Origin of the sequence: Sulfitobacter sp. UBA1132 (assembly GCF_002311545.1) — a bacterium.
In the GTDB taxonomy this organism is placed as follows: Bacteria; Pseudomonadota; Alphaproteobacteria; order Rhodobacterales; family Rhodobacteraceae; genus Sulfitobacter; species Sulfitobacter pontiacus.
In genome coordinates this window covers 41,005-52,424 of sequence record NZ_DCAN01000004.1, presented here as the reverse complement: position 1 = coordinate 52,424, position 11,420 = coordinate 41,005, and the positions used below count along the sequence as shown (strand labels likewise).

The following is an 11,420-nucleotide window of genomic DNA, read 5'->3' as shown; positions in this document are numbered from 1 at the left end:
AGGCACGTTTTAACCGTCTGTAGAAACGAGCAGCCAATTTGGATCATCCGAGCCCATGACACGGGCAAACACCCATGTGTCTTTTTGACGATTGACCTCTGTCGTGCTGCCTTCGACGATTTCACCATCGCGGTCTTTCACGACCGACGTCAGCTCGGCCACGAAACGGATCGTCAGCTCTGCCTCGTTGGTGGTCTTGTCCATCGTGGCGTTCTCAAGCTCCATCTCGCGGATGCCGATAAAGTGGCTTTCCACGGTCAGGCCCTGATCTTCACGCGCGGCAACGCCTTCGACAAAGCTTTCGTAGATGTCTTCTGAAAGGAAGGGTTTGATCTCGTCCAGATTACCGTGTTCGTAGCCCATCACGATCATCTCGTAGGCACCGCGGGCACCGCCCAGAAAGTCGCTGACCCCAAAGGAGGGCTCGACACGCTTCATCTCGGCCAGGGCGAGCGCGGTATCGGACCCTTCGGGCGCGTGATCGGTGATATCCAGATCAGGGCCACCTTCGATAACTTCGAACGCGGGGCCGCTGGGGCGTTCGGGTTTCTCGCTGACCTCGGCCGGTTTTTCAAAACCGGTGCGTGTGCCAAGCACATTCTTGAGCCGCAGGATCAGGAACACGGCAATAGCGGCCAGTACCAGAAGCTGTATCATGGGCGAATTCATAGGTACCTCGTGCTGAGAAACATGGAAACGTCGGTCTAGTGCCCCTATGTAGGGTGTGAACCGGGCCAAGTCCACTCTGGCCCATAGGAAAGGACGCATGCCATGTGGCTGTTTTTGGCTTTTATTGCCGTACCGTTGATAGAAATAACGTTGTTCATTCAGGTGGGTGGGGCAATTGGCCTCGGCTGGACACTGGCGATTGTTGTTTCTACCGCGATCATCGGCACCTATCTGATGCGCGCTCAGGGTGCGCTGGCGCTTGGCCAGATCAAATCGTCCCTGTCCGAAGTCCGTGATCCGACCGAACCGCTGGTGCATGGCGCGATGATCCTGTTTGCCGGCGCGTTGCTGCTGACACCGGGGTTTTTCACCGATGCCCTGGGCTTTGCCCTGCTGATCCCCGGCGTGCGTACCGCTGCGTTCAAAGCCGCACGCAGCAAGGTCAACGTGAGCAGCGTCCATATGGGCGGCACCGCAGGGCCACGACGCCCGCAACCCCATCGTCCGATGCAGGGGGATGTGATCGATGGCGAATACCACGAGCTGTCGGAACAGGACCGCGGGCCCAAACGCCCCTCTGGCTGGACCGATCATTGACGACGGGGCATTGACTGCGAGCCACTGACTTCAGGCCATTTGATGCGGGCCATTGAGCGCGGCAAGGCGATCTGATAAGCCCGACTAAATGAGTTTATTGTCTTAAGGAGCCTTTAAATGGCTGAAGAAGAAGCAACACAACCGACCCAGGCCGCACAGCCGCAGATGCGCATTCTGGGTCAGTTCATCCGTGATATGTCCTTTGAAAACATCATGGCGCAAAAAGGCGCGCCGACAGATGTACAGCCCGACGTTCAGGTTCAGGTCAATCTGGATGCGAAAAAGCGGTCGGCTGATAACCAGTATGAATCCGCGATTAAGCTTCAGGTCACGTCAAAAGCCAAAGGCGGCGACGCGACGCTGTTCCTGCTGGAAATCGACTATGTCGGTATCTTCCACGTTGAAAACGTGCCCGAAGACCAGATGCACCCATTCCTGCTGATTGAATGCCCGCGCATGATCTTCCCGTTCCTGCGCCGCGTTGTCAGCGATGTGACCCGCGACGGTGGCTTCCCGCCGCTGAACCTCGAAAACATCGACTTTGTTGCGCTGTATCGCAACGAGATCGCGCGCCGTCAGGCCGAGAATACGCAAAAAGCGGACGCCTAAAGCGTCTTCCACACAGCGCTGTCGCCCAGTTTATCGACAAATTCGGTATGGGCGGCGGCCTCTTGCGGGGTAATCCGCGAGGGCAGGGGCGTCGGGCGCGGTTTTGGCGTCCAATCGGGGGTGGTGTCGCCCTCTTTCTTTTCCGGTTTGGTCGACAGGCCAAAGTCCGGTTGCCGCCCGCCGATCAGCTCTAGATAGACATCCGCCAGAATTTCACTGTCAAGCAAAGCACCGTGAAGCGTCCGCGACGTGTTGTCGATGCCAAAGCGGCGGCATAGCGCATCCAGCGACGCGGGCGAACCCGGAAAGCGTTTGCGCGCGATGGCCAGCGTATCAAGCGCCTGTTCCCACGGGATCTGGGGCAGCCCCATCCATTTCAATTCCGCGTTCAGAAACTTGATATCGAAGGCGGCGTTGTGGATCACCAGCTTTGAATCACCGATGAAATCCAGAAAATCCTGCCCGATCTGCGCAAACTTGGGTTTGTCGCGCAAAAACTCGTCCCCCAGCCCGTGCACCTCGAAGGCTTCGGCGGGCATGCTGCGTTCGGGGTTGATATACTGGTGATAGGTATTGCCGGTCGCCACGTGACCCATCAGTTCAACCGCACCGATTTCAACGATCCTATCGCCGCTTTCAGGGTCGAATCCGGTGGTTTCCGTATCCAGTACGATCTCACGCATGGGACAGCTTTCCTTTGATATCCTCGATGACAGCCTCCACCTGCGCGCGGGCGTGGGGCAGGGTGTCTGTTTCAATCACATAATCGGCCAAAGCGCATTTTTCATCGTTTGGCATCTGTTTGGCGCGGATGTTTTCGAACTGTTCCAGCGTCATCGTCCCGCGCGCCATCACGCGCTTTTGCTGGATGTCAGCCGAGACCGTGACACAGGCCACCGCGTCCATGCGTTTGTCACCACCGGTTTCAAAAATCAACGGGATGTCGAGCACGACGATCTTGGCCTTTGTTTCCGCCAGAAAGGCCGCGCGATCTTCGCCGACCAGCGGATGCACGATGCTTTCGATCGTTTTCAATACGGTGGGGTCCGCATCAATCAGGCTTTTGAGCGCGGGCCGCGACACTTCGCCCGCAACCACCGCATCGGGCAGCGTTTCCTGAAACGCTGCGACGGCGGCCCCCCCCTTGGCATAGAGCCGATGCACGGCGGCATCCGCATCCCAGACGGCGCAGCCAAGATCAGCGAACATTTGTGCGGTGGTCGATTTCCCCATACCGATCGACCCGGTCAGACCCAGAAGAAACATCAGCGCAACGCCGCCAGACGTGTTTCATGGTCCACCGTCGGCCGCGCGCCAAACCACCGTTCGAACCCCGGCACCGCCTGATGCAAAAGCATGCCTAAACCGTCAACAGTGACGCATCCTGCCGCCTCTGCGGTTGCCAGAAGCGTGGTTTTCAACGGCGCATAGACCAGATCTGTAACCACGGTATCGGCGCGCAACCCATCAAGCGGCACGCGCAGCTCGGGTTTTCCGATCATCCCCAGCGACGTCGTGTTCACCACGAGGCCGGCATGGCTGACCATTGTCCCCGCCTGCGACCAGTCATAGACCGTCACACGGTTGCCAAAGACCGACCGCAACCGTTCGGCCCGCACACGGGTGCGATTGGCGAGCAGGATCTCGGGCACGCCGGCGTCCAGTAGCGAAGAGATCACGGCCCGCGCGGCGCCACCGGCACCAAAGACGCAGGCGGGGCCATTACCCGGCACCCAATCCGGCGCGCCTGCCTTGAGATTTTCAATAAACCCGTAACCGTCCGTATTATCGCCCTGAATTTTACCGTCTGCGCGGAAGGTGATCGTATTCACGGCCCCAATCATCGCGGCGCGGTCTGTGATGATATCTGCGATCTCGATCACCGCTTCTTTATGGGGGATCGTGACATTGGCCCCGATGAACCCCATTTTCGGCATCGTCTCAAGCACTTGGCGCAGGTCTTCGGGTTCGACGTGCAGGGGGATATAGGCCCCTTGCAGCCCAAGCGTTTTCAGCCAGTGCCCGTGGATCTGCGGGGATTTTGAATGGGCGATCGGCGATCCGATCACACCTGCCAGCGGTATTTTAGCCAAGCTCATGCGGATAGATCCCCCCGTAGCGTCAGATAATTCAACAGTTCAAGCAGGGGTAACCCTAGGACATTAAAGTAATCCCCTTCAATGCCGCTGAACAGCCTGACGCCTTCCTCTTCTAGTTTATAGGCGCCGACCGCATGTTGGATACTGTCCCAGTTCCGCGCGACATACTCCTCTATATAACTGTCCGACGCATCTCGCATGCGCAGCCGCACCTGACCCACGTGACGCCAGATCGGTTTGCCATCCTCCACGATCACGGCGGCGGATAGCAAACTATGGCGATCGCCGCGCAGGGATTTCAGCTGGGCAATCGCCTCGTCTGGCGTGGCGGGTTTTGACAGTAGCGTCCCGCGATGGTCGAGCACCTGATCACAGCCCATCACCAAGGCGCCCGGGGTCTTGTCGCTGACTTTGCGGGCTTTCATCTCGGCCAATGTATCGGCGATGTCGCGAGGGGGTGCCTGCTCTGCCAGCAGGGCCATCTTAATCATTTGTTCATCAATGCGCGCCACGCTCACCTCATGGGGGACGCAGGCCTGTTGCAGCAGTTGTGACCGGATCGACGACCCGGAGGCGAGGATGAAACGTTGGGGCATGGGGATAAACCTGTGTGCGACGCTAGGAAGTTCTTAGGGATTTTTCCCCCGAATGGCGAGAGTGCGCAAAAGCGTCGGGAAAACCCCTGCCTGCCAGCGGGAAATTCCAGCTTTATACGGCGCGGCATAAGGATAAATCGCAAACCCCCTGAACGGAGTTAATCCCAAGCTTATCCACAAAGCTACACAGTTTATCCCCTGAAATTTTTTTATTTAAGTATTTGAAAAAGGGTGAATTTATCCGCGCGGCGCCGAGTTATCATCGATACGGGATTCACAACATGCACAGGTGGATAAATCGAGGTACAAAACAGTAATCCACAGAAAATGATCTCCCTACTTACATCATCATCTTTCTTCTTTTCTTATTTATATTAGTAAGAAGGCACCAACCGGAGTGTGACATGACCGACTTGCTTGCCATCGCCTATCCTTGGGTAAAATCGCTTCATATTATCTCGGTCATTTCGTGGATGGCGGCGCTGTTCTATCTGCCGCGGCTTCTCGTGCATCATACAGAGCAGGTGGGCCAAAGCGGCCAGACCCACGATCTTTTCAAGATGATGGAGTTCAAGCTTGCCACCGTGATCATGCGCCCGGCGATGATCGGCACGTGGATTTTCGGGCTCGCGCTGGTGTTCACACCGGGCATCGTCGACTGGGCCGCTGTGTGGCCCTGGACGAAGGGGGCAAGCGTATTTGCGATGACAGGGTTCCACGGGTGGCTTGTCGGGCGTGTGAAGGCCTTTGCAGCGGGGGAGAACCGGCTGAGCGGTAAACGTTACCGGATCATGAACGAGGTCCCGACGCTGCTGATGATCATCATTGTAGTCTCGGTCGTCGTGAAATTCTAAGCTGATTGACGAAACCCGCCATTCTGAGTATGTGTTTCCTGCACCCCGTCCGGGGACCGTATACATCTGCCCATTTTTATGACACGACCCGCCCGCATTCCGGGATCGGAACAGGATATTTTCATGACAACTGAAACACTTAACCTTGCCGATCTAAAGGCGCAGACGCCCAAGAATCTTCTGGCGATGGCCGAAGAGCTTGAGATCGAAAACGCATCGACCATGCGTAAAGGCGAAATGATGTTCCAGATCCTGCGCGAACGTGCGGATGAAGGCTGGGAAATCTCGGGCGATGGTGTGCTGGAAGTGTTGCAGGACGGGTTTGGCTTCCTGCGGTCGCCCGAAGCGAACTATCTGCCGGGCCCCGACGACATTTACGTCTCGCCCGAGATGATCCGCCAGCACTCGCTGCGCACCGGCGACACAATCGAAGGTCTGATCAAGGCGCCAGATGATGCGGAGCGGTATTTCGCGCTGACAGATGTCACCAAGATCAACTTTGAAGAGCCGGAAAAAGCGCGCCACAAGGTGGCCTTTGAAAACCTGACGCCGCTTTACCCCGATGAACGTCTGACGATGGAAGTCGATGATCCGACGATCAAGGACCGGTCGTCGCGTATCATCGATCTGGTATCGCCCATCGGTAAGGGACAGCGCTGCTTGATCGTGGCGCCGCCACGGACCGGTAAAACGGTTCTGCTGCAAAACATCGCGAATTCGATCGAACAGAACCACCCCGAGTGCTACTTGATCGTTCTGCTGATTGACGAACGCCCCGAAGAAGTCACTGATATGCAGCGTAGTGTCAAAGGGGAGGTTGTTTCTTCGACCTTCGACGAGCCTGCAACGCGCCACGTGGCCGTGTCGGAAATGGTCATCGAAAAGGCGAAACGTCTGGTCGAGCATAAGCGCGACGTTGTGATCTTGCTGGATTCGATCACCCGTCTGGGCCGTGCGTTCAACACTGTTGTGCCGTCGTCGGGTAAGGTTCTGACCGGTGGTGTTGATGCCAACGCGCTGCAACGCCCCAAACGTTTCTTCGGCGCCGCGCGGAACATCGAAGAGGGTGGGTCGCTGACCATTATCGCCACCGCGCTGATCGACACCGGCAGCCGCATGGACGAGGTGATCTTTGAAGAATTCAAAGGGACTGGTAACTCTGAAATCGTGCTGGATCGCAAGATTGCGGACAAGCGGGTCTTCCCTGCGATTGATATTCTCAAGTCCGGTACGCGGAAAGAGGATCTGCTGGTCGACAAAAACGATCTGCAAAAGACCTTTGTATTGCGTCGCATTCTGAACCCGATGGGCACGACGGATGCGATTGAATTCCTGATCGGGAAGTTGAAGCAAACCAAGACGAACTCCGATTTCTTCGACTCAATGAATAGCTAAATATTCACTTAAATCAGTGGGTTAACTGATATGGATACGATATTCGCCCAAGCCACAGCGCAGGGGCGGGCCGGTGTTTGCGTCATTCGTATCTCGGGCCCGCAGGCGTTTTTTATCGCTGAAACCATCGCGCAGCCATTGCCCGCCCCGCGGCTGGCCGCCGTGCGGGCAATTAGTGACGCCGATGGGCAGGTCATTGATCGTGCCCTTGTCCTGACTTTCGAAGGCCCGAACAGCTTTACCGGCGAAGATACGGTCGAGCTTCATTTGCATGGCAGCATCGCGGTGGTGCGTGCGGTGCTGTCGCTGCTCTCTGGTTTTAACGGCACGCGCCTTGCCGAGCCGGGCGAATTTACCCGCCGTGCGATGGAGAATGGCAAGCTGGATCTCACGCAGGTTGAAGGCTTGGGTGACCTCATCGAGGCAGAGACCGAAGCCCAGCGAAAACAAGCATTGCGCGTTTTGTCCGGGCACTTGGGTCAAAAGGTCGATATCTGGCGCGAAAAACTGATCCGAGCGGCCGCTCTGCTTGAGGTGACCATCGATTTCGCGGATGAAGACGTTCCCGTCGACGTCTCGCCCGAGGTTACGGAACTGCTGAATGCGGTGAACGCCGATATTCTGGCTGAAATCGCCGGTACCCATACGGCCGAACGTATCCGAACGGGTTTTGAGGTCGCGATCATCGGCCGACCCAATGCCGGGAAATCGACTTTGTTGAACGCATTGGCGGGGCGCGATGCAGCGATCACCTCTGCCGTGGCGGGTACGACGCGCGACGTGATCGAGGTCCGGATGGACCTTGGTGGCCTGCCGGTGACCTTGCTGGATACGGCAGGCTTGCGCGAGGGGGCGGACGAGGTCGAATCCATCGGGATCGACCGCGCGAAAACCCGCGGCGAGCAAGCTGACCTGCGCGTGTTTTTGAGTGAAGAGGGTGAGGATCTGCCTGTTGCCGCAGTTGCGGATGATATCGTCCTGCGACCAAAGGCTGACTTACGCGATAGCGCGGACGACGCTATATCTGGTGTGACAGGGCAGGGCGTACCGCAGCTGATAGAAAGAATACAGGCCATCCTTGGCGCGCGAAGTCTGAATGCCGGCCTTGCGACGCACGAACGTCACCGCGTTGCATTGCAGAAATCAGCCGAGGGATTAGCCGCTGCGATGTTGGTTCTGGATCACGGGCCCGATCAATATGATATAGCATCAGAAGAACTGCGCCATTCGATTCGCGCACTTGAGGCGCTGGTAGGCCGAATTGACGTTGAGAACCTGCTGGATGTAATCTTTTCGAGCTTTTGCTTGGGAAAATAGATGGAGTGTTTCACGTGAAACATTTTGACGTGATAGTTATCGGTGGCGGCCATGCCGGAGCCGAAGCGGCCCACGCATCCGCGCGTATGGGCGCGAATACTGCTTTGATCACGATGTCGCGCGATGGGATCGGGGTGATGTCCTGCAATCCGGCTATCGGTGGGCTGGGTAAGGGGCATTTGGTGCGCGAGATTGACGCGCTGGATGGCGTTATGGGGCGTGTCGCGGATAAAGCCGGCATCCAGTTCCGTCTTTTGAACCGCCGCAAGGGGCCCGCTGTTCAAGGACCGCGGGCGCAAGCGGACCGTGCGATCTATCGGAAAGAAATGCTGGCCGAGACCGAACGTCAGAAAAATCTGACCATCGTAGAGGGGGAGGTGACCGACTTCATTCTCGACAATGGCAAGGTTTCTGGTGCCGTTCTTGCCGATGGTGAACAGATCGCAGCGGCTGCGGTTGTTTTGACCACGGGTACTTTCTTGCGCGGGGTCATCCATATTGGAGATGTGTCGCGCTCCGGCGGTCGGATGGGCGATAAAGCCTCCGTCGACCTGGCAAACCGCATTGATTCGTTCAACTTGCCACTCGGACGATTGAAAACGGGGACGCCGCCGCGCTTGGACGGACGGACGATTGACTGGGAGAAGCTGGAATCGCAACCCGGGGATGATGAGCCTGTCTTGTTCTCTTTCTTGTCAGAGGCGACGTCGGCCCCGCAAATCTCCTGCGGTATTACGCATACCAATGAAGAAACGCATCAAATTATTCGCGATAACCTGTCGCGCTCCGCGATGTACGGGGGGCATATCGACGGGGTAGGACCCCGATACTGCCCGTCGATCGAAGATAAAGTCGTTCGCTTCGCTGACAAAACCTCGCACCAAGTTTTCTTGGAGCCTGAGGGTGCCGATGACCACACCATCTACCCCAATGGTATTTCGACCTCGCTGCCTGAGGATGTTCAGCTTGCCTATGTGCGGTCGATGGTTGGGTTGGAAAATGTAGAAATCATCCAGCCCGGTTATGCGATTGAATATGACTATGTCGACCCCCGGGCCCTTGATCTGGCCCTTTCCGTGAGGACTGTGGCTGGCCTATATCTCGCTGGTCAGATCAACGGGACCACCGGCTATGAAGAAGCTGCAGCACAAGGTTTGGTTGCCGGATTGAACGCGGCACTTGCAGCACAGGGTAAAGAGCCGGTGACGTTCAGCCGCGCCGATAGCTATATTGGCGTGATGATTGATGACCTGACCACCCGGGGTGTGACAGAGCCCTATCGCATGTTCACCTCTCGCGCCGAATTCCGGTTGTCGCTTCGTGCTGATAACGCTGACCAGCGCCTCACGCCATTGGCGATTGCCTTGGGCTGCGTATCGCAAGAACGGATTGCGCATTTTAACGCCAAAATGGCCAAGATCGACGCGGCGATGGCAGAACTCACGAAAACGCCCTATGCATCAAAGGCAATCGAGGCGGCAGGGATCAAGGTTAGCCAAGACGGAACGAAGCGGACCGGTTTCCAACTGTTGGCATTTCCGGATGTGACATTTGAGCATATCGTCTTGATTAATCCAGCGCTTGAAACGGTAGAACCCGAAATTCGCCGTCAGGTCGAGCGGGATGCGCTATATGCAAACTATATCGCGCGTCAGCAACGGGATATCGACCTCCTCCAGAAGGATGAGGCGCATGTTATTCCCGCGAATTTTGATTATGAAGCCATCGACGGGCTGTCAAATGAGCTTACCTCGAAGCTGTCGCTGACACGTCCGACCAATCTCGCACAGGCGGCCCGAATTGACGGTATGACACCCTCCGCCTTGACGCTGCTTCTGTCTCACCTCAAACGCGGCAGCCAGAAGAAGTCTGCATGATGGGCGCTTTTGAGGAGGATGTTTCACGTGAAACATTGGAGAAGCTTCAGCATTTCTCGCGGTTGGTCGAGAAATGGACCGCGAAGATTAATCTGATTTCCAAGCCGAGCGTCCCCGAGATGTGGGAGCGTCACATTCTGGATTCACTGCAAATCTATTCCCACGCGCCCAATGCGAGTCATTGGGTAGATCTTGGAAGCGGTGGCGGTTTTCCGGCAATTGTCGTGGCGCTGATGTCGCAGCAAGAGGAGCGTGCTACGAAATTCACCTTGGTCGAAAGTGACCAACGTAAATGCGCGTTCCTGAGAACAGCCATTCGGGAGCTTGAGCTGAACGCAACGGTGGCGAACGCGCGGATTGAAGCGATCGAACCCTTGGAAGCAGACGTTCTAAGCGCGCGGGCTCTGTCCGACTTGACCGCTTTGCTGGGTTTTGCAGATCGCCATCTCTTACCTTCTGGCACTGCGCTTTTCCCGAAGGGGGAGAACTGGCGCGCAGAGGATACCGCTGCGAAAGAGACCTGGGAATATACCTGCGACGCGATCCAAAGCCAGACGAACCCATCCGCCGCAATTCTTAAGATCAAGGAAATCAAACATGTCTGATCTGTCTCGACCTTCGGGGCCCAAAATTATTGCGATTGCGAACCAGAAGGGTGGAGTGGGTAAGACCACGACGACGATCAACCTCGCGGCGGCTCTGGTTGAGCAGAAGCAGCGCGTTTTGGTGATTGACCTTGATCCGCAGGGCAACGCGTCAACTGGTCTGGGTATTGAACTGGATGATCGGGAATTTACAACCTACGAGCTTTTGCTTGAGGATATCGACCTTGATCAAGTGATTATGACGACCGAGACAGAGGGCCTGCATATCGTTGCCGCCACTGTCGATCTCAGTTCCGCAGATATGGAATTGATCGCCAATGAGAAACGTAGTTTTCTTCTTCACGACGCCCTGCGGCAGACGCAGATGGACAGCTACGCCTTCGACTACATTCTGATTGATTGCCCGCCATCGCTGAACTTGCTGACAGTGAACGCGATGATCGCGGCGCATTCTGTGCTTGTCCCGTTGCAAAGCGAGTTTTTCGCGCTTGAAGGATTGTCGCAGTTGATGCTGACCATCCGCGAAGTGCGCCAAAGCGGGAACAAGGATCTGCGGATCGAAGGGATTTTGCTGACGATGTATGATCAGCGGAACAACCTGTCGCAACAGGTTGAGCAGGACGCCCGAAGCAATTTGGGCGAACTGGTATATAGAACCGTTATTCCGCGCAACGTACGGGTCAGTGAAGCGCCCAGTTATGCGATGCCGGTTCTAAGTTACGATAGCGGGTCGAAAGGTGCCAAAGCGTACCGCGATCTGGCGAAAGAAGTACTGGCAAATAGTGCCGTATAAATAAGGGGT

13 protein-coding genes are annotated in these 11,420 nt (G+C 56.5%); 8 read left to right on the top strand and 5 right to left on the bottom strand.

Features of this window, described 5'->3' with window-relative positions; translation table 11 throughout:
• Positions 1–9 precede the first annotated feature (9 nt).
• On the bottom strand, positions 10–669 hold the full coding sequence (locus B4F27_RS01215) for a Tim44/TimA family putative adaptor protein (RefSeq protein ID WP_005850752.1): 660 nt from the start codon (positions 667–669) through the stop codon (positions 10–12).
• A gap of 102 nt (positions 670–771) precedes the next feature.
• On the opposite strand from B4F27_RS01215, the gene B4F27_RS01210 reads away from it, so the two are divergent.
• Together B4F27_RS01210 and secB are read left to right on the top strand one after the other, a co-directional pair.
• Positions 772–1,266 carry an FxsA family protein gene (locus tag B4F27_RS01210; protein ID WP_064217231.1) on the top strand — a complete coding sequence of 165 codons (495 nt, stop codon included), beginning with the start codon at positions 772–774 and terminating at the stop codon, positions 1,264–1,266.
• 117 nt (positions 1,267–1,383) lie between these two features.
• Positions 1,384–1,875: a protein-export chaperone SecB gene (secB, locus tag B4F27_RS01205; protein ID WP_286758643.1), complete on the top strand. Its 492-nt coding sequence runs from the start codon at positions 1,384–1,386 to the stop codon at positions 1,873–1,875.
• Here the strand turns inward: secB and dnaQ are convergent.
• The 4 genes from dnaQ to B4F27_RS01185 are packed head-to-tail and all read right to left on the bottom strand — an operon-like array spanning position 1,872 to position 4,570.
• Positions 1,872–2,558: a DNA polymerase III subunit epsilon gene (gene dnaQ / locus B4F27_RS01200; protein ID WP_009825707.1), complete on the bottom strand. Its 687-nt coding sequence runs from the start codon at positions 2,556–2,558 to the stop codon at positions 1,872–1,874. The two genes, secB and dnaQ, sit on opposite strands and share 4 nt — an antisense overlap.
• Positions 2,551–3,141, bottom strand: a complete 591-nt coding sequence (gene coaE, locus B4F27_RS01195; protein WP_005850759.1) for a dephospho-CoA kinase — start codon at positions 3,139–3,141, stop codon at positions 2,551–2,553. The genes dnaQ and coaE overlap by 8 nt, the downstream gene beginning before the upstream one ends.
• On the bottom strand, positions 3,141–3,974 hold the full coding sequence (locus B4F27_RS01190) for a shikimate dehydrogenase (RefSeq protein WP_286758642.1): 834 nt from the start codon (positions 3,972–3,974) through the stop codon (positions 3,141–3,143). Before B4F27_RS01190 ends, coaE begins: the two co-directional genes overlap by 1 nt.
• Positions 3,971–4,570 (bottom strand): Maf family protein, encoded by a 600-nt coding sequence (locus B4F27_RS01185; RefSeq protein ID WP_037965696.1) that lies wholly within the window; start codon positions 4,568–4,570, stop codon positions 3,971–3,973. The genes B4F27_RS01190 and B4F27_RS01185 overlap by 4 nt, the downstream gene beginning before the upstream one ends.
• A gap of 404 nt (positions 4,571–4,974) precedes the next feature.
• Between B4F27_RS01185 and B4F27_RS01180 the strand changes: the two genes are divergently transcribed.
• The 6 genes from B4F27_RS01180 (at position 4,975) to B4F27_RS01155 (ending at position 11,411) form a co-directional block, all read left to right on the top strand.
• Positions 4,975–5,424: a CopD family protein gene (locus B4F27_RS01180; RefSeq protein ID WP_286758641.1), complete on the top strand. Its 450-nt coding sequence runs from the start codon at positions 4,975–4,977 to the stop codon at positions 5,422–5,424.
• Positions 5,425–5,547: 123 nt separating this feature from the next.
• Positions 5,548–6,819 carry a transcription termination factor Rho gene (gene rho, locus B4F27_RS01175; protein WP_005850767.1) on the top strand — a complete coding sequence of 424 codons (1,272 nt, stop codon included), beginning with the start codon at positions 5,548–5,550 and terminating at the stop codon, positions 6,817–6,819.
• A gap of 30 nt (positions 6,820–6,849) precedes the next feature.
• Positions 6,850–8,136, top strand: a complete 1,287-nt coding sequence (gene mnmE, locus B4F27_RS01170; protein WP_074636661.1) for a tRNA uridine-5-carboxymethylaminomethyl(34) synthesis GTPase MnmE — start codon at positions 6,850–6,852, stop codon at positions 8,134–8,136.
• Positions 8,137–8,150: 14 nt separating this feature from the next.
• Positions 8,151–10,013 carry a tRNA uridine-5-carboxymethylaminomethyl(34) synthesis enzyme MnmG gene (gene mnmG / locus B4F27_RS01165; RefSeq protein WP_286758640.1) on the top strand — a complete coding sequence of 621 codons (1,863 nt, stop codon included), beginning with the start codon at positions 8,151–8,153 and terminating at the stop codon, positions 10,011–10,013.
• Entirely contained in the window at positions 10,010–10,618 is a 609-nt protein-coding gene (rsmG, locus tag B4F27_RS01160) for a 16S rRNA (guanine(527)-N(7))-methyltransferase RsmG (RefSeq protein ID WP_286758639.1), read from the top strand. The genes mnmG and rsmG overlap by 4 nt, the downstream gene beginning before the upstream one ends.
• Positions 10,611–11,411 (top strand): ParA family protein, encoded by an 801-nt coding sequence (locus B4F27_RS01155; protein ID WP_005850775.1) that lies wholly within the window; start codon positions 10,611–10,613, stop codon positions 11,409–11,411. The genes rsmG and B4F27_RS01155 overlap by 8 nt, the downstream gene beginning before the upstream one ends.
• The last annotated feature ends 9 nt before the right edge of the window (positions 11,412–11,420 follow it).

Bases quoted from the DNA above. Each gene is read 5' to 3' on its own strand.
- B4F27_RS01215 (WP_005850752.1), bottom strand. From the start codon at position 669: ATGAATTCGCCCATGATACAGCTTCTGGTACTGGCCGCTATTGCCGTG.
- B4F27_RS01210 (WP_064217231.1), top strand. From the start codon at position 772: ATGTGGCTGTTTTTGGCTTTTATTGCCGTACCGTTGATAGAAATAACG.
- secB (WP_286758643.1), top strand. From the start codon at position 1,384: ATGGCTGAAGAAGAAGCAACACAACCGACCCAGGCCGCACAGCCGCAG.
- dnaQ (WP_009825707.1), bottom strand. From the start codon at position 2,558: ATGCGTGAGATCGTACTGGATACGGAAACCACCGGATTCGACCCTGAA.
- coaE (WP_005850759.1), bottom strand. From the start codon at position 3,141: ATGTTTCTTCTGGGTCTGACCGGGTCGATCGGTATGGGGAAATCGACC.
- B4F27_RS01190 (WP_286758642.1), bottom strand. From the start codon at position 3,974: ATGAGCTTGGCTAAAATACCGCTGGCAGGTGTGATCGGATCGCCGATC.
- B4F27_RS01185 (WP_037965696.1), bottom strand. From the start codon at position 4,570: ATGCCCCAACGTTTCATCCTCGCCTCCGGGTCGTCGATCCGGTCACAA.
- B4F27_RS01180 (WP_286758641.1), top strand. From the start codon at position 4,975: ATGACCGACTTGCTTGCCATCGCCTATCCTTGGGTAAAATCGCTTCAT.
- rho (WP_005850767.1), top strand. From the start codon at position 5,548: ATGACAACTGAAACACTTAACCTTGCCGATCTAAAGGCGCAGACGCCC.
- mnmE (WP_074636661.1), top strand. From the start codon at position 6,850: ATGGATACGATATTCGCCCAAGCCACAGCGCAGGGGCGGGCCGGTGTT.
- rsmG (WP_286758639.1), top strand. From the start codon at position 10,010: ATGATGGGCGCTTTTGAGGAGGATGTTTCACGTGAAACATTGGAGAAG.
- B4F27_RS01155 (WP_005850775.1), top strand. From the start codon at position 10,611: ATGTCTGATCTGTCTCGACCTTCGGGGCCCAAAATTATTGCGATTGCG.